General features: G+C 52.6%; 17 protein-coding genes and 1 other annotated feature (1 of these 18 only partly in view). All 17 genes read left to right on the top strand.

Going from position 1 to position 16,581, the window contains the following annotated elements:
• The first annotated feature begins 1 nt into the window (after position 1).
• Positions 2-1,147, top strand: a complete 1,146-nt coding sequence (locus ACL02P_RS11785) for an FtsW/RodA/SpoVE family cell cycle protein (RefSeq protein WP_009225174.1) — start codon at positions 2-4, stop codon at positions 1,145-1,147.
• 413 nt (positions 1,148-1,560) lie between these two features.
• On the top strand, positions 1,561-2,466 hold the full coding sequence (locus ACL02P_RS11780) for a peptidoglycan DD-metalloendopeptidase family protein (RefSeq protein WP_412837350.1): 906 nt from the start codon (positions 1,561-1,563) through the stop codon (positions 2,464-2,466).
• Positions 2,459-3,316 carry a M50 family metallopeptidase gene (locus ACL02P_RS11775; protein ID WP_260071168.1) on the top strand — a complete coding sequence of 286 codons (858 nt, stop codon included), beginning with the start codon at positions 2,459-2,461 and terminating at the stop codon, positions 3,314-3,316. The genes ACL02P_RS11780 and ACL02P_RS11775 overlap by 8 nt, the downstream gene beginning before the upstream one ends.
• Before the next feature lie 93 nt (positions 3,317-3,409).
• Positions 3,410-4,597, top strand: a complete 1,188-nt coding sequence (locus ACL02P_RS11770) for an Rne/Rng family ribonuclease (RefSeq protein WP_412837349.1) — start codon at positions 3,410-3,412, stop codon at positions 4,595-4,597.
• Positions 4,598-4,652: 55 nt separating this feature from the next.
• Positions 4,653-4,741: a sequence feature (ribosomal protein L21 leader region), on the top strand.
• A gap of 13 nt (positions 4,742-4,754) precedes the next feature.
• On the top strand, positions 4,755-5,066 hold the full coding sequence (gene rplU, locus ACL02P_RS11765; RefSeq protein WP_009225178.1) for a 50S ribosomal protein L21: 312 nt from the start codon (positions 4,755-4,757) through the stop codon (positions 5,064-5,066).
• Between the two features lie 14 nt (positions 5,067-5,080).
• Entirely contained in the window at positions 5,081-5,416 is a 336-nt protein-coding gene (locus ACL02P_RS11760) for a ribosomal-processing cysteine protease Prp (protein WP_009225179.1), read from the top strand.
• 18 nt (positions 5,417-5,434) lie between these two features.
• Positions 5,435-5,746, top strand: coding sequence for a 50S ribosomal protein L27 (gene rpmA, locus ACL02P_RS11755; RefSeq protein ID WP_009225180.1), 312 nt, complete (start codon positions 5,435-5,437; stop codon positions 5,744-5,746).
• Positions 5,747-6,331: 585 nt separating this feature from the next.
• The gene (gene ltrA, locus ACL02P_RS11750) at positions 6,332-7,624 is read left to right on the top strand and encodes a group II intron reverse transcriptase/maturase (RefSeq protein WP_020815955.1); all 1,293 of its coding nucleotides are present in this window, start codon (positions 6,332-6,334) and stop codon (positions 7,622-7,624) included.
• A 202-nt stretch (positions 7,625-7,826) separates the two neighbouring features.
• On the top strand, positions 7,827-8,594 hold the full coding sequence (locus tag ACL02P_RS11745) for a Spo0B domain-containing protein (RefSeq protein ID WP_412837348.1): 768 nt from the start codon (positions 7,827-7,829) through the stop codon (positions 8,592-8,594).
• Positions 8,585-9,895, top strand: coding sequence for a GTPase ObgE (obgE, locus tag ACL02P_RS11740; RefSeq protein ID WP_412837347.1), 1,311 nt, complete (start codon positions 8,585-8,587; stop codon positions 9,893-9,895). Before ACL02P_RS11745 ends, obgE begins: the two co-directional genes overlap by 10 nt.
• A 129-nt stretch (positions 9,896-10,024) precedes the next feature.
• On the top strand, positions 10,025-10,462 hold the full coding sequence (locus tag ACL02P_RS11735; protein ID WP_016311133.1) for an ACT domain-containing protein: 438 nt from the start codon (positions 10,025-10,027) through the stop codon (positions 10,460-10,462).
• Between the two features lie 61 nt (positions 10,463-10,523).
• A complete protein-coding gene (locus tag ACL02P_RS11730; RefSeq protein WP_009225184.1) occupies positions 10,524-11,810 on the top strand; it encodes a homoserine dehydrogenase in 1,287 nt (428 codons plus the stop codon).
• A 34-nt stretch (positions 11,811-11,844) separates the two neighbouring features.
• A complete protein-coding gene (thrC, locus tag ACL02P_RS11725) occupies positions 11,845-12,915 on the top strand; it encodes a threonine synthase (RefSeq protein ID WP_009225185.1) in 1,071 nt (356 codons plus the stop codon).
• A complete protein-coding gene (thrB, locus tag ACL02P_RS11720) occupies positions 12,912-13,877 on the top strand; it encodes a homoserine kinase (protein WP_009225186.1) in 966 nt (321 codons plus the stop codon). Before thrC ends, thrB begins: the two co-directional genes overlap by 4 nt.
• 58 nt (positions 13,878-13,935) lie before the next feature.
• Positions 13,936-14,832, top strand: coding sequence for a prephenate dehydratase (gene pheA / locus ACL02P_RS11715; protein ID WP_412837346.1), 897 nt, complete (start codon positions 13,936-13,938; stop codon positions 14,830-14,832).
• Positions 14,832-15,710: a branched-chain-amino-acid transaminase gene (gene ilvE / locus ACL02P_RS11710; protein WP_085279368.1), complete on the top strand. Its 879-nt coding sequence runs from the start codon at positions 14,832-14,834 to the stop codon at positions 15,708-15,710. Before pheA ends, ilvE begins: the two co-directional genes overlap by 1 nt.
• A 163-nt stretch (positions 15,711-15,873) precedes the next feature.
• Positions 15,874-16,581, top strand: partial view of a LysM peptidoglycan-binding domain-containing protein gene (locus ACL02P_RS11705; RefSeq protein ID WP_412837345.1) — the 5' portion only. Its footprint extends 1,302 nt past the window's final position; only the first 708 of its 2,010 coding nucleotides appear in the window; its start codon is at positions 15,874-15,876; its stop codon lies off the right edge, out of view.

Raw genomic sequence — 16,581 nt, 5'->3', positions numbered from 1 at the left:
GTTGTTTTTTAAACTTAAACATGTGGACTGGCTGATGGTAGGGATACTTGCTTTGTTTATGGTGTTTAGTACCCTCCTGGTGCGCAGTGCCATTGCTCCATATGAGACGGAATTCCAGTGGTATGATCTGAAGACGATCATATTTTACTTGCTAGGGTTCGTGGTCGTGTTCGGTATGGCTTTGGTGGATTACCGTACGTTGCTTCGGTACAGCTGGTATGTGTACGGAGCAGGCTGCGTGCTGCTGGTGCTCGTCTACCTGTTTGCGCCGGAAATCAACGGGGCGCGCAGCTGGTTCAAGATTGGCGGGCTGCAATTTCAGCCGGCCGAATTGGTTAAGGTTATTCTCATTTTGACGACGGGGTATTTATTAGGCAAAAAAATGGGGCAACCGCTTCACTTCCGACGCGACATTATTCCGATCACGCTGGTGACGCTGCTGCCGTTTTTTTTGGTATTGATTCAACCGGACTTGGGAAATGCCATCATTTATCTCGTCGTGTTGGTAGGGATGCTGTGGATCGGCAATGCCAGATACAGCCACGTCTTGATCGGTTTAACCGCGGCGGTAGCGGGATTGATTCTGTTCGTCACGTTGTTTAACGCCTATAATACGCAGATTCAAGACTATTTAGCGAAGCATCAGAAGCTTCACTGGTATCAGCGGATCAACACGTTTATCAACCCGGATCAAGCGTCGAGCGACGATCGGCACCAATCCAACTATGCCAAGATCGCCATCGGCTCCGGGGGACTGCTCGGCGACGGTTACATGAAAGGCGACTTAAAGAACAAGAAATTCGTTCCGTATCCGTATTCGGACTCGATTTTTGTTGTCGTTGGCGAGGAGTTTGGGTTCATCGGGGCATCGGTGCTGCTGTTGCTCTACTTCTTGTTCATTTACAGGATGATCTTAATCGCCCTGCATTGCATTGATAAACGAGGCGCCTACATGATTGTTGGTATCGTTGCGATGTTCCTGTTCCAAATCTTCGAGAACGTCGGGATGATGATCGGCCTGATGCCGATTACCGGGATTACGTTGCCGTTCATCAGCTATGGAGGAACCTCGCTGCTCATCAATATGTTATGTATCGGACTGGTGTTCAGCATTAAGCTGCATCAGGAGAAATATAAGGTGGATTAGGATAAACCGGTGCCGGCAGCACCGGTTTTTTGGTTTATTGACCACCGCTGCACCTCATAGAGGTAAAAGATGGCCTTATTTTTGCGAAGTCAAAGAGATTGGCTGAAATAAGGTCATTTTTTTCCCTTATTCGTGAGAACTCCAGCATGTTTGTTGGTGAAGTCGCATCAATAAGGCCCAAAATTACCGTTATGATGTGCGCTTGAAGATAAACGTGGTGGAATAAGAACATAAATTACCTCTATTCACTTCCCAGCTCAGGAGCGATTAGGCGGATCTCCAAGCTTGTTCATATTCCATTCCTGTGGCTCATAAGTATGTAGTACAGGCCCTGCCAGAGAAGAAGGCAGCGGCAGGAACGGATGACTTATGGGACAACCACGAATTGTGGAGCGGAGCGGGGGGATAAGAGCATGGACGTGAAATCAAATGTCAAAAAGCGGAGAGCGGAGCGGATTCGGCAATTGACGATGGAAGACGCCGTAGGGCCGCTGCCGCCGGATCAGGGCTGGGGAGCTGCCCCCGGACGGGCGGCTGCACCTCCGAGAACGAAGCCATGGCCTGTTAGTGCAGGTCAGGACGACACTGATCCCGATCCCGAGCTGTTATGGAAGCGCGGGCAAGGCCGCTGGCAGGATCCTTATGCTGGCGCTTATGGAAGCGGAAAGGGTGACGATGAGCTGATGAGTCCCGGGCCGGGAAAACGTTCGACGTTCTGGTTCGCGATGTTCGTTCGCCTGGTGATTAGCACGTTACTGTTTGCGGCGATCTGGGGCATGAACCGCTATGAGCCGGCCTGGGCGACGCCCATCCGCGCGTTTATTGCCAAGTCGCTTACCGTGGAGATGGATTTCCAAGCGGCCCAAGCCTGGTACGAACGTAATTTCGGAGGGGCACCATCCTTTATTCCCATCTTTAAAACCAATGAAGATCATGGGCTGAGAGTAGGAGGCGCAGCTGGTTTTTTACTGCCGATTGAGGGCAGTCTTGCCAGTCCATTTGCCTTGAGCTTAAAAGGAGTTGAAATTATTCCTGACACCGGCAGCTTGCAGGTCAAAGCCATCGAGACCGGACGGGTGCTTCGCGTTGCCAAGGAAGCCGAGACCGGACAGACCGTGACGGTACAGCATGCCGGGGGATACGTCTCGGTATATGGACATTTGGAGCAGATCTCCGTTGAAAAAGGGGACTGGCTGGAAGGGGGCGATGTTCTGGGCAGCCTTCCGCCGCGAACGCAGTCGCCATTGCCGACGCTTTATTTTGCGATCAAAAAAGATGACCGGTATATCGATCCGGCGGATGTGATTCCATTTGATTAAATGGCGCGGCATCGCGATTTCGTTCCATCCTTTTTTCGTCATTATTATGCTGATGTCTGTGCTGACCGGCCACTTTCTGGAACTGCTTGCCTTGTTCACAATCGTGTTCGTGCATGAGATGGGCCATGTGTTTGCCGCTCGCATGTACGACATCAAAGTCTTGTCCGTCCAAATGCTTCCCTTTGGAGGCGTGGCGGTCATGGAGGATGCGGGGGACCTCACAGCCGGGCGCGAGATGGTTATCGCTTTGGCAGGCCCGCTGCAAAACCTGTTGCTGATCGGCGCCTCCTTACTGCTTCATGCCGTCGGGATCTGGGACGGGCCGTTTTTGAGCTATTTTATTCAAAGCAATCTGCTCATTGCTTTATTTAATCTGCTGCCCATCCTGCCGCTGGACGGCGGCAAAATCTCGCAGGCTTTATGCAGCCTGGTTATGCCTTATTATGCCACGCTGCTCTGGTCTTACCGTATCAGCTTGCTGTTCAGCGCCTTGCTGGTGGCCTACTCCTTCTTGCCGCTATTGCTCGGGTTAGGTGGGATGCAGCTGAATCTTCTGCTGATTGGCCTCTTCCTGCTTTATTCCAATCTGACCGATTATCGGAACATTCCCTATCGTTTTATCCGTTTTCTGGTGAACCGGGATCGCAGCTTTTCCAGACATCTGCTGAGCGGGACGTTGGCCCAACCAATCGTTGCGGAGAAAACGAAACCTTTGGATCACATTTTGCGTCTATTTAAGAGAGAAAAATATCATTTTATTTACGTGATGAACCAACAGGGGAACATCGTGGCGGTCGTTCCGGAACAACGAGTGATTTCCTCTTTCTTACAGGGAGGCTCTGGGGCTTGAAGCGCGACAGACGTGATATAATGGAACGGGCATGTTACTTGATAATAAGCGAGTTCATGATCAATGGATGACGAAAGTATGAAGGGTGAGATCATGAAGAGGATGATTGTTCACTGCGGACCTGGCTCTACCGAAATTGCGCTTCTAGAAAACGGCAAGCTGGTGGAATATGCGGCGGAGCGTTCTCAACATCGAGGACTGGTTGGCAGCTTTGTGAAAGGCAAAGTGGTTAATGTCATTCCGGGTATGCAGGCCGCTTTTGTGGATATCGGTCAAAAAAAGAATGCGTTTCTCTATATCGACGACGTGCTGCACCCTCATTTGGAGAAGCAGCCGAAGCAGAAGCCGTCGATCGCGGAGCTTCTGAAGCCAGGCCAAGAGCTGGTCGTACAGGTTGTAAAAGAAGCGATCGGCAACAAAGGTGCGCGGGTGACGACTCATTATTCTTTGCCGGGACGCTGGCTGGTCTATATGCCGACGGCTGGTTATGTTGCCGTCTCCAAGAAGATCGCATGCGAAGAGGAGAAGCAACGCCTCAAGCTGCTTGGTGAGGAGCTGCGCAGCGAGGAGGAAGGATTGATTCTGCGCACGGTCGCCGAGGAAGAGGACGGCAAGGCGATCGCGGAAGATCTCGCGCAGCTGCGCAAGCAATGGGCCGCCATCCAGGAGAAGGCGAAGCATACGGCAGCTCCGGTCGTACTGCACCAGGATTTAAGCATGATCCAACGTTTGATGCGCGACGTATATAGCCCGGAAACGGACGAGCTGATCATGGATTGTCCGGAGCAGGCGGAGGAGGCGCTTGCTTTTCTGCAGGCGATGCTGCCGGGGGAGACGCCGCGCATCATTGTGCATGAAAGCGAAGTGCCGATCTTTGATTATTATGAAGTGAGGCCGCAGATGGAGAAGGATTTTCAGCGGAAAATCTGGCTGCCGGGGGGCGGCTACCTCGTGTGGGACACGACTGAAGCGTTGACCGTGATTGACGTGAATACCGGCAAGTTCACCGGGGGAGACAGCTTGGAGGATACGGTGTTCCGCACCAATCTGGAGGCCGCGCAGGAGATGGCCCGGCTGATTCGGCTGCGGGATACCGGCGGCATTATCATCGTAGATTTTATCGATATGAACAGCGACGAGCATCGATCGGCCGTTTGGGAGCGGCTGGAGCAGGCGCTGGCTGGCGACCGTACACAGCATCATATTTTGGGATGGACCAAGCTCGGCTTGCTGGAAATGACGCGAAAAAGAATGCGGGAAGAGATTACGGTAATTAGTTGATTTTTTGCAAGGTGCATGGTAGTATATTAGGGTATGTGTCATGAGTTAGCTTGTGCACATGCTGCAACCGCTCCGATCGGGTTAACAAGTCCGCTGGACCTTTGCGTCTAACGGCACCTGAATCAGGCGAGTCTGAGACATGAGGAGGTGCAAGCAAATGTACGCAATTATCGAAACCGGCGGTAAACAATACCGTGTTCAAGAAGGCGATGTGCTTTACATCGAGAAATTGAACGCAGAAGACGGTGCAAGCGTAACGTTCGACCGTGTGTTGGCAGTATCGAAAGGTGAAGGTTTGGTAACGGGAACTCCATTGGTATCCGGCGCTAGCGTAACGGCGAAAGTCGAGAAGCATGGCAAAGGCCAAAAAGTGATCGTTTACAAATACAAACCGAAGAAGAACTACCACAAGAAGCAAGGTCATCGTCAACCTTACACGAAAGTAACGATCGAGAAAATCCAAGCGTAAGAAGGTGCGATAACTTGATTATCGTCTCCATATTACGCCGGAAGAATAACGACATCGCAGGCTTTAAGGTGGAAGGCCATGCCGGCTATGCGAAGGCCGGTGAGGACATCGTCTGCGCGGGCGTGTCGGCCGTGACCGTTGGAACGGTCAACTCGATCGAAGCGTTGACGGGCATTGTGATGGACTCCAGGATGAAGAACGGCTTTCTTAGCGCGAATCTTCCTGATACGGTCGAAACGGAAGAAGCCGGAGCACAAGCGCAACTGCTGCTTGCCTCGCTTGTCGTTATGCTGAAGAGTATCGAAGAATCATACGGGAAGTATATTCAGATACAGGACGTCATTATTTGAAGAAGGAGGTAGACTACAATGTTGAAATTGGATCTCCAGTTGTTCGCTTCCAAGAAGGGCGTAGGTTCCACGAAGAACGGACGCGACAGCATCGCGAAACGCCTTGGCGTGAAACGTGCTGATGGCCAATTGGTAACGGGCGGAAGCATTCTCGTTCGCCAACGCGGTACGAAAATCCACCCAGGTACAAACGTAGGCATCGGTTCGGACGATACGCTGTTTGCGAAAATCGACGGCGTTGTGAAATTCGAACGTTGGGGTCGCGATCGCAAAAAAGTGAGCGTCTACCCTGTGGAAACCGCTCCTGTAGCGGCTACAGTCGAAGCTTAAGAGCTATGAATCAAGAGCCCTGGCACGTTGGTGTCAGGGCTTTACTTTTTTACAGCGTGCCCAGCTAAGCACGCATCTTCTAACCGGTGAAAGTCCGGTCGCGGGAGGGGCCAAGCCCCCGCGTAGCTAGGATACCTGCGTATGGCGAAATCTGTGCGTAGAAGCGTATCGACGAAAGTATCTGTCAGAGACAGGGCGAGCGACATATCAGGCCGTAACATGAAGTGAATCCTGCCGCATCGTCAAAAAGGCCTCGCAAGAGGGAAAAGAGGAAGCCGAGTCTCGTGTATATGGACGAAGGCCATGGAAGCTGTTCAGAACTTGGAGCGACAGCGAAGAATCCTCCGGTGTAAAGGGAACGGCATGGTATGAAAGAGGATGCAGTGAACTGGGGAGACCCTCCCCTGCACGGTAATTTTTTTTTGAAAACCGTAAAGAGTCGCTCTATAAACCCGAAAGGTGAAGTGAGCGTGCTGCAGGAAGGGAGTCCGAGGGGCTCATACTACCAAGGAACCGCAGGACAACACAACCTACGGGAGGGAAGGAGCCCTGCTTTGTTCAAGTTTCTGAAGGAGGTACGAGTCAGTGAATGCCAAACGGCTAACCACACCAAAGGAAAACGTTCAACAACTCCAAGAGAAACTAGGTCATGCGGCCAAGGAAAGCAAGAAGCGAAGGTTTCACGCGCTGTACGACAAGGTCTACCGGCTAGACATCCTTTGGGAGGCATGGCAAAGAGTGCGAGCCAATAAGGGGTCGGCAGGAATTGACGGAGAGACGCTGGCAGACATCGAGAAACAGGGAGAAGTACTGTTTGTGCACGAATGTCAACGTCTTCTAAAGGAAGGTAACTACCATCCGCAACCTGTAAGACGCCACTACATTCCGAAGAAAGATGGCAAACAGCGACCGCTGGGTATTCCCACGGTGAGAGACCGCGTCATTCAGATGGCAACTAAACTAGTCATTGAACCCATCTTCGAGGCAGACTTTCAAGAAACGTCATTCGGGTTTAGGCCAAAGAGAAGTGCGAAGCAAGCGCTAGATCGCATCCGGAAAGCATGCAACCGTAAAGGGAATTGGGTGGTCGACGTCGACATCCAAGGCTACTTCGACAACATCAATCAGGAGAAGCTTATGAAGCTGGTCGAAATGCGAATCAGTGACAGGCGAATCCTGAAACTGGTGAGGAAGTGGTTAGGCGCGGGAGTAATGGAGGAAGGAAAGATCAGACGTTCAGATTTAGGAACACCGCAAGGTGGGGTCATTTCACCGCTCTTGGCGAACATCTACCTGAATTACTTCGATCTCTTGTGGGAACGGCATGGCAGTAAGGTTGGGGAACTCACACGTTACGCGGACGATCTAGTGGTCATCTGCAAAACAAAGAAGGATGCGGACCGGGCGTATGAACTCATAAGAGCGATTATGGAACGCCTTGAACTAACCCTTCATCCAACGAAAACGCGCATTGTCGGACTATGGACAGGAGAAGATGGCTTCGACTTCTTAGGTATGCACCATCGAAAGACCAAAGCCGAAACTTCCAAGGGCCAAGTGTACTACACAACACAACAATGGTTGTGTCGCAAGGCCGAGGAGCGGATACGGGAAGTCGTGAAGGAGCGGTTAGCCCCACCGAGCATGCGCCACAAAACATTCCAGGAACACCTAGAATACCTGAACCCAAAAATACAAGGGTGGCGTAACTATTACTTCACAGCCTACAGCCAAAAGAAGATGGCAAAATTAGATTGGTACATCCTACAGCGGTTCGCAAAGTGGTATGCCAAGAAGCATCAACGTGCTCGTTGGTTGAGTTCACTACGCGAAGTGAAATCATTATCCATACAATATGGACTCAAGACGCTTTTGTAATCTGTACGCACATGAATGACGAACATCGGAAAGCCGTATGAGGGAAAACCTCACGTACGGTTTGATGAGGAGGGGCAGAAATATTCTGCCCTTTACTCTAGTACATAACGGGAGCGAACTTGGTTGAGGTATGTTATACTGGGTAGGGATGTCAGGGTGGGGAGTTTCATTCCGCCCAATCTGTTAGAGGAACGGGGAAGATATGAAACATCGGTTCATGGTGAGGGCAATGATCGTGTTGATCGCGCTCGTTAGCCTGACACTAGCTTATTTTCTGAAGTCGCCGATCGGACAGGTCCTCCTGTGCGGGGCTCTTTTCGTGTTGTTTGGGCTATATGTACGGCATCTTCGGAAAGGAGCCGAAATCGAGCGGAAGCATTTGCTGGAATCGGTCCAACGAACGGCCTCCGCCACGCTGGGTCATCATCGCCACGATTGGATGAACGATCTGCAGATTCTATATGGGTATATCCAACTTCGGAAAATTGATAAACTCGCCGATTGCGTGGAAAGAATAAAAGAACGAATGGCCGTAGAAAGTAAAATTTCCAGGTTAGGCATTCCGGCCTTGGTCTTCTACTTACAATCGTTCCGCGAGGTCAACGGTTCGATTCATCTCGACGTTGACATTGAGGACGAACTGCAGCTGGATCAATTGCTTACTGCGGAGCAAGCGGAAGAACTGACGGAGGCCATCGTGGAAACGGTGCGGATCTTCCAGTATAACGGGCGTTCTTCTTGGGGAGAGACGCTGCAGTTGAAGATGTCGATGTACCGTGAGGACGGCGAAGTCATCGTTCGGTTTGAACAGGCCGGTTCCAAGGGGAATCCGGAGGTACTTCTTGTCCGCCTTCTTGATGAAGGAGTGGCGGGATTGCGGGTTAAGGCTGACCGTGGCGATGCGGAAGACGGTTCGTTGCGGCTACGGGTGGCTTGTGGAAAAATAAACGAGGTGAACGCATGTTTGTAGATAAAGCGAAAATTTATGTCAAGGGGGGCGACGGCGGCGACGGGCTGGTCGCTTTTCGCCGGGAGAAATACGTGCCCGAAGGCGGTCCGGCCGGCGGTGACGGCGGCAAAGGCGGCGACGTGATTTTCCGCGTTGATGAAGGCTTGAGAACGCTGATGGATTTCCGCTATCAACGGCATTTCAAGGCGCAGCGCGGAGAGAAGGGGCGGAATAAGAGCCAGCACGGAGCAAATGCGGAGAACATGATCGTCCGGGTCCCCCCCGGAACGGTTGTCATTGACGACGATACCCAAGAGGTGCTTGCCGATTTGACGCGCCATGGGCAGGAGGTGGTTGTGGCCCGCGGAGGTCGTGGAGGTCGCGGCAATATCCGGTTCGCTACGCCAAACAACCCGGCACCTGAGCTGGCAGAGCATGGCGAAGAGGGCGAAGAACGCTGGGTCGTGCTCGAGCTGAAGGTGATGGCCGATGTCGGACTGGTCGGGTTCCCTAGCGTTGGGAAATCGACGTTGTTATCCGTTGTATCGGCAGCAAAACCAAAGATCGGCGCCTACCATTTCACAACGATCACCCCGAATTTGGGGGTTGTTGATGTGGGCGACGGCCGGAGCTTCGTGATGGCGGATTTGCCTGGATTGATCGAAGGGGCCCATGAAGGCGTTGGTCTGGGCCATGAGTTCTTGCGGCACGTCGAGCGGACGCGGTTGATCGTCCATGTCGTTGACATGGCTGGCTCGGAAGGGCGGGATCCTTTTGACGATTGGCAGAAAATTAACGACGAGCTGCGGCTGTACAATGCCAATTTGGAGAAACGCCCGCAAATCGTAGCCGCCAATAAGATGGATATGCCTGAAGCGGCAGCGAATTTGGAGAAATTCCGTGCCGAAGTCGCCAAGGTGCGCGGGGATTTGGAGATTATGCCGATTTCTTCATTGACTCGTCAGGGTGTCCAAGAGTTGCTCTACCGCGTGGCGGAGCTGCTGGAGCAAATTCCGGAGGCGCCTGCGATCGAAGAAGTGACCGAACTGGCGGAACGCAAAATTTACAAATTGGACAAAAAGGAAGACGAAGGCTTTACGATCCGCCGCGAAAACGAGACTTTCGTGGTGGAAAGCGCGAAGATCGAGCGGATGATGAAGCGGATGCAGCTGAATTCGCATGACGCCATCCTGAAGCTGGCCCGCACGCTGCGGCATATGGGGGTAGACGATGAGCTTCGCAAGCGGGGGGCCAAGGACGGTACGCTGGTCCGCATCGGGGACTTCGAGTTTGAGTTCGTTGAAGGCAGCAGCTACTACTGATGATGGAAAAGAGCACCTTTTGGGTGCTTTTTTTGCTATGGGTCAGGACAAAAAATCATTGCCACCCTGCGTCATATCCGTTATAATGTCCACTATATGAAAACAAAAGTCTCTAAGGAGAGGACGTTCGTGAAGGAGCACTACTATTTGGTTCGTGAGGATATTTTGCCAGAAGCGGTAGTTAAGACCTTACAGGTAAAGCAGCTCTTGGCCTCCGGCGACGCCAAAACAGTTCATGAGGCTGTTGCTCAAGTGGGGTTAAGTCGCAGCGCTTTTTATAAATATAAAGACGGCATTCATCAACTCAATCAATTCGAACGGGAAAGCATCGTGACCATCTCCTTTGATCTGGAGCACCGGTCCGGGATCTTATCGAAGGTGCTTGCGCTGATCGCCGGTTCCGGCGGCAACGTATTGACGATTAATCAGAGCATCCCGCTGCAAGGCAAAGCCAATGTCGTGATCTCCGTGGAAACCTCGCGCTTAACCGAAGAGCTGGATGAGATGCTGGATTCGCTGCAAAGCATTCCGGGCGTAAGGAGAACACAGATCGTTGGTCAAGGTTAACAAGGTAAAGAGGAGAAATTAGACGAAAAAAACCGTAATTGGATAACGGGAGGGGACGGCTGTGAAGCCTGTGAAAGTAGGACTGCTCGGACTTGGCACGGTAGGGACCGGCGTGGTCCGGATCTTGGAAGGACATCAGGAGGATCTCAGCAGTCAGGTGGGTTCGCCGATCGTCATTGAGAAAATTGCCGTTAAGACCTTAGACAAAACGCGCAGCGTCCATGTGGATCCACGAAAGCTGACGGAGGACCCCTGGTCGGTCATCCGAGATCCGGAGATCGACGTGATTGTGGAAGTTATGGGCGGCGTGGATCAGACAAAAGCTTATATTTTGGAGGCGCTCGAACGCGGCAAGCATATCGTGACCGCAAACAAGGATTTGATGGCGCTGTATGGCTCAGAGATTCTGGCCAAGGCGATGGAGCATCAATGCGACGTATTTTATGAAGCCAGCGTGGCCGGCGGCATACCGATCATTCGCACGTTGATTGAAGGCTTTTCCTCGGATCGGATTATGAAAATTATGGGGATTGTCAATGGAACGACCAATTATATTTTGAGCAAAATGAGCCAGGAAGGCGCTTCTTACGAGGATGTGCTGAAGGAAGCGCAGCAGCTCGGATACGCAGAGTCCGATCCGACCTCCGACGTGGAGGGATTGGATGCCGCTCGCAAAATGGCGATTCTCGCAACCCTCGGTTTCCGCACCAACGTGGAGCTGGACGATGTGCATGTTCGAGGCATAACTTCGGTATCCAAGGAAGATATTTTATATGCCAAGCGTCTTGGGTATGAGATGAAGCTGCTCGGCATCGCAGAACGGCAGGATGACGAATTCAGCATTACGGTTCAGCCGACCATGGTGAAGAATACGCATCCGATCGCGGCCGTAAATGGCGTTTACAATGCGGTGTACGTGTATGGGGAAGCCGTTGGGGAAACGATGTTCTACGGTGCGGGAGCCGGCGAAATGCCGACGGCCACGTCCGTGGTTGCGGACCTGGTCGCTGTCGTTAAGAACCTCAAGCTTGGCGTGAACGGTTTGAAAGCCATCGTCCCGTATAAGCCCAAGAAGCTGAAAACCGACGAACAAATCGCCTACAAAAACTTCCTGTTGCTCCACGTCGACGATAAAGCCGGCGTTCTGGCGCAGATCACCCAAGTCTTCGCCGAATACGAGGTGAGCTTGGAGTCGGTCGTACAGTCGCCAAATACGAATGTTGAAGGTGCTGAAATTATGATCGTGACGCACAATGCCAGCAAGGCAAGCATGGATAAGGTATTGGCCCATTTCGAATCGCTGGACGTCATTCATCGGATCAAAAGCGTGTATCGCGTAGAGGGATAATAACATTAATTCAGAATAAAGGAGTTCTTTTTGCATGAGATATCTCGGATTGCTGGAAACGTACAAGGAATATTTGCCGGTGAGCGACAAGACGCCGAAGCTGACGCTGCAGGAAGGCAATACCCCGCTGGTTCGCGCGGAGAACCTGTCGAAGGAGCTGGGCCTGGATCTGTATTTCAAATATGAAGGGCTGAATCCAACCGGTTCCTTTAAGGACCGCGGAATGGTGATGGCCGTCGCGAAAGCGGTGGAGGAAGGCAGCCGGACGATTATGTGCGCGTCCACGGGGAATACCTCGGCAGCGGCAGCGGCTTATGCGGCTCGGGCGGGAATCGACTGCATCGTGCTGATTCCGAATAACAACATTGCCCTCGGAAAGCTGGCGCAAGCGATGATTTACGGGGCGAAAGTGATTGCCATCGAAGGTAACTTCGACCGGGCGCTCGAAATCGTGCGCGACATCACCGCCAAGCATCCGATCACGCTGGTCAACTCGGTGAACCCGTACCGCATTGAAGGCCAGAAAACAGCGGCATTCGAGGTGTGCGACCAACTGGGGAAAGCGCCGGATGTATTGGCGATTCCCGTCGGCAACGCGGGCAATATCTCGGCCTATTGGAAAGGCTTCAAGGAATATTATGAGCGCGGTAAATCGACTTCTCTGCCGCGGATGGTTGGATTCGAGGCCGAAGGCGCGATGGCGATCGTCAAAGGCGAGCCGATTCTGGAGCCGGAAACGATTGCGACCGCCATTCGGATTGGCAATCCGGCCAGCTGGAAGACAGCTGTCGCCGCCGCGGAGGAATCCGGCGGGCAAATCAACTACGTTACGGACGACGAAATCCTTGACGCATACCGCACCATCGCTGCCAAGGAAGGCATCTTTGCCGAGCCGGCATCAGCGGCTTCGATCGCCGGCGTTTATAAATTGCATCGGGAAGGTTATTTCAAAGGCGGCGAGACCGTCGTTTGCGTGCTGACCGGACATGGTCTGAAGGATCCGAACATCGCGATCAAGAGCATTGGCGGCGAACCGCTTGTCGTACAGGATACGGAGGAAGCGGTGCTGAATGCGATCGCCAAGCTGCAAGGAGCACGGGCATGATTCGCCGGGAAGGCGTCCGGGTCAAGGTGCCGGCAAGCACGGCGAATCTGGGGCCCGGCTTTGATACGCTTGGTATGGCGCTTAACCTCTATGCCTGGATTGAAATGAAACCGGCAACCTCCACGGTGATCACCCTGCATGGGGGGAACCTGGAAGGACTGCCGACCGATAAAAGCAATCTGGTATACCAAGTCGCGCAATCGGTGTTTGCGGAAGCCGGCGTGACCTTACCGGAACTGGAAATCTCGATGAAATCAGATATTCCGTTAACCCGCGGGCTTGGCAGCAGCGCTTCGGCGATCGTCGGGGCGCTGTTTGCGGCCAACCTGCTGGTTGGCGAGCCTTTAAGCAAGGCCAAGCTCTTCGATATGGCTACGGCCTTGGAGAAGCATCCGGACAACGTTGGTGCCTCCCTGTTCGGCGGGATTATTACCGCGGTTTGGGACGGGGCGCACGCGGATGTGCTGCGCATCGAGCCGCCGGCTGATCTGGAGGTGCTCGTTGCTATTCCTGACTTTCAGCTGTCCACCTCCAAGGCGCGTGAGGCGCTGCCGAAGCAGATCAGCCTGCAGGATGCGGTGTACAACGTCAGCCGCACGTCCCTGCTTACAGCGGCGTTAGCCGCCGGTCGGCTGGATTTGATCCCGGCTGCCATGCGCGATCGGCTGCATCAGCCGTACCGGGCTGCACTCGTGCCCGGAATGGCCCGGATCCTTAAGGAAGCAACTGCCCATGGGGCTTTGGGCGCTGCCTTAAGCGGAGCCGGACCGACGCTGCTCTGTCTGACGGACCGCCGTCAGGGAGCGGACAAACAGCTGGAGTCGTTTTTGCTGGAGGTGCTGAGTGGGGAAGGCATCTCCGCGCAGACCATGAGGCTGAAACCTTGCACATCGGGGGCTGTGGAGCTTACTATGGAGAGTGAAGGTTCTTTTCTGGATCACATTCAAGCCTACGGTTTGTGAGAGCTTCGTGATCGATTAAGATTAATGGTTGAAGCACCTTATGAGGGGAAGTCAGGAGATGAAACGAATAGCATTGCTGCCGGAAGGCTCGGTATCTCATGAAGCGGCGCTGCATCTATTTGGCGATGAGCCTGTGGAACTGCTGCATTTCAAGCAGATATCCGACGTCTTCTTAGCCACGGCCAGCGGACACAGTGATTACAGCGTCATCCCGATGGAGAATACAATTGAAGGCTCCGTCAGCCTTCATATGGATTGGCTGATTCACGAAGTGGATATTCCGATGCAGATTGAATGGATATACCCTTCCGTGCAGAATTTGATTGGCAAGAAGGAAGAGTTCCAAGCGGCCGATCCATCGGACGAGATCGATTACAGCAAAGTGACGAAGGTGCTGTCTCATCCGGTTGCGATGGCGCAGTGCTTGCAATTTATTCGTTCGCAGATGCCTAAGGCGGAGCTGGAGCATACCGGCAGCACTTCAGAAGCGGTAGAGCTGGTGAAGAAAAATCCGGGACAAGGCTGGACGGCAATCGGCACGGCACTAGGAGCTAAGCGCCATGGACTGGATGTCCTGGCTCGCCATGTGACGGATCACGATAATAACTATACCCGATTTGTTCTGATCGGCCCGCGGCCGCTTGAACTGAATCACTCGGCAGCCCAAAGCAAAACAAGTCTGCTGGTAACGTTGCCTGAGGATTTTCCGGGCGCCTTGCATCAGGTATTGTCTGCATTTGCATGGCGTAAACTGAATTTGTCGCGCATCGAGTCACGCCCTACGAAGAAGAGGCTGGGCAGTTACTATTTTATTATGGATGTGCTTGAAGCGGTTGATTCCGTGCTGCTGAGTTCAGCGATTGGTGAAATCGAAGCGTTAAGCTGTCAAGTACGTGTGCTGGGCAGTTATCCCAGCTTGTCATTTGGAGAACAAAAAGCGGAGGTGCCAAAATAATGGCAGAACAATGGATTTATTTAGATGGACAATTCGTAACAAAAGATCAAGCAAAGGTTTCCGTATATGACCATGGATTTTTGTACGGGGACGGGATTTTTGAAGGCATCCGCATTTATAACGGGAACATCTTTAAATGCAAGGAGCATTTGGACCGCCTATACGATTCGGCTAAATCCATTATGTTGGACATTCCGCTGACGTATCAGGAAATGGAAGATGCGCTGGTCGAGACGCTTCGCCGCAATGATCTGCGCAACGGTTATATCCGTCTTGTAGTTTCCCGCGGCGCCGGCAACCTCGGATTGGATCCAAATCGTTGCCCGAAAGCCTCGGTGATCATTATCGTAGAGCAGCTTGCGATCTATTCGGAGGAAGCCTACAAAACCGGGCTGAAAACCGTCTCCGTATCGACGCGCCGCAACATTCCGGACGCTCTGAATCCGAAGATCAAATCGCTGAACTATTTGAACAACATTTTGGTGAAAATCCAGTCGAACCTGTCCGGTGCGGGCGAAGCGATCATGCTGAACGCGCAAGGGTACGTTACGGAGGGTTCGGGCGATAATATTTTCATCGTCAAAAACGGGGTTATTACTACTCCTCCATGTTACTTGGGCGCCTTGGACGGCATTACCCGCCAAGCGATCATCGAAATTTGCCGCAAAAAAGGCTACAATATCCAAGAGCAGCCATTTACGTTGCATGACGTTTATGTCGCTGACGAAGTGTTCCTGACGGGGACAGCTGCCGAAGTTATCGCTGTGCGCGAAGTCGACGGCCGCATTATCGGCGAAGGGCATGCCGGCCCGATTACGCTGAAGTTGCTGGAGGAATTCCGCGCGATCGTTGATAAGGACGGATTGAAAGTTTGGTAACGTTCGGTAAGGCCGACAAGAATCCTATTTTCCTCGACCTAAGAGGGAGATAGGATTTTTTCTTTTCTAGGATGTCAAAAATCGGGCTCCTGCATAGGATGTAATAAATGGGCCCCGGGCGATCATCACGTACCGGAGAAGAAACCTAGGAGGTCTTTATCGCGTGAAAATCCATATTGTGAAAAAAGGCGATACTTTGTTTGAGCTCTCAAAAAAGTATAACGTGCCTCTGGAAAAACTGATCGAAGCTAACCCGCAGATCGCCAATCCAAATCAATTGAACATCGGTGACAAAGTAAAGATTCCAGCCGTGGCCGTACCGATTGGCGGTGAAACGGGCAATGTCTACAAGCACATTGTCAAGCAGGGGGACACGTTATGGAAGCTGTCCAAAGCTTGGGGATTACCTTTGCAGAGTCTGATCGATGCAAACCCACAGCTTAGCGACCCGAATCAATTGAAGGTTGGGGACATCGTCAACATTCCTACGGGTGCGGGAAATCCGTGGGGTGAGGTCGACAACCCTTCTGCGCCGAACGTGGGGATGTCGCCGGTGCAAACCGGCAAGAAAAACACGGCGCCAATCGCTGGTTCCGGAAAGAAAGCCCCAACGGGCACCAAGCCGGAAATGACGGCGCCGAAGCCGGAGAAGGTGGAGCCGGTGAAAACCGAAAAGCCGAAGGAAGCGCCGAAGAAAACGGAGCCATCGAAACAAGAGCCAATCAACGTAGAACCGCCAAAGCAGCAGCCGATCAACGTGGCACCACCGAAGCAACAACCCATCAATGTGGCGCCGCCGAAGCAACAGCCGGCGCAAGTTCAGCCGCCTAAAGTAGTACCGATGGAGATCAAAATGGAAGTGGAACAAATC

It is taken from the genome of Paenibacillus sp. MB22_1 (assembly GCF_047200555.1).
GTDB lineage: Bacteria > Bacillota > Bacilli > Paenibacillales > Paenibacillaceae > Fontibacillus > Fontibacillus phoenicis.
The sequence above is the reverse complement of the archived record's forward strand: the minus strand, read 5'-3'. Positions and strand labels throughout refer to the sequence as shown.

What these genes read in the sequence shown, in the direction of transcription:
- rplU (WP_009225178.1), top strand. Translation starts at nt 4,755, where the DNA reads ATGTACGCAATTATCGAAACCGGCGGTAAACAATACCGTGTTCAAGAA.
- ilvE (WP_085279368.1), top strand. Translation starts at nt 14,832, where the DNA reads ATGGCAGAACAATGGATTTATTTAGATGGACAATTCGTAACAAAAGAT.
- thrC (WP_009225185.1), top strand. Translation starts at nt 11,845, where the DNA reads ATGAGATATCTCGGATTGCTGGAAACGTACAAGGAATATTTGCCGGTG.
- pheA (WP_412837346.1), top strand. Translation starts at nt 13,936, where the DNA reads ATGAAACGAATAGCATTGCTGCCGGAAGGCTCGGTATCTCATGAAGCG.
- rpmA (WP_009225180.1), top strand. Translation starts at nt 5,435, where the DNA reads ATGTTGAAATTGGATCTCCAGTTGTTCGCTTCCAAGAAGGGCGTAGGT.
- ACL02P_RS11745 (WP_412837348.1), top strand. Translation starts at nt 7,827, where the DNA reads ATGAAACATCGGTTCATGGTGAGGGCAATGATCGTGTTGATCGCGCTC.
- ACL02P_RS11780 (WP_412837350.1), top strand. Translation starts at nt 1,561, where the DNA reads ATGGACGTGAAATCAAATGTCAAAAAGCGGAGAGCGGAGCGGATTCGG.
- obgE (WP_412837347.1), top strand. Translation starts at nt 8,585, where the DNA reads ATGTTTGTAGATAAAGCGAAAATTTATGTCAAGGGGGGCGACGGCGGC.
- ACL02P_RS11770 (WP_412837349.1), top strand. Translation starts at nt 3,410, where the DNA reads ATGAAGAGGATGATTGTTCACTGCGGACCTGGCTCTACCGAAATTGCG.
- thrB (WP_009225186.1), top strand. Translation starts at nt 12,912, where the DNA reads ATGATTCGCCGGGAAGGCGTCCGGGTCAAGGTGCCGGCAAGCACGGCG.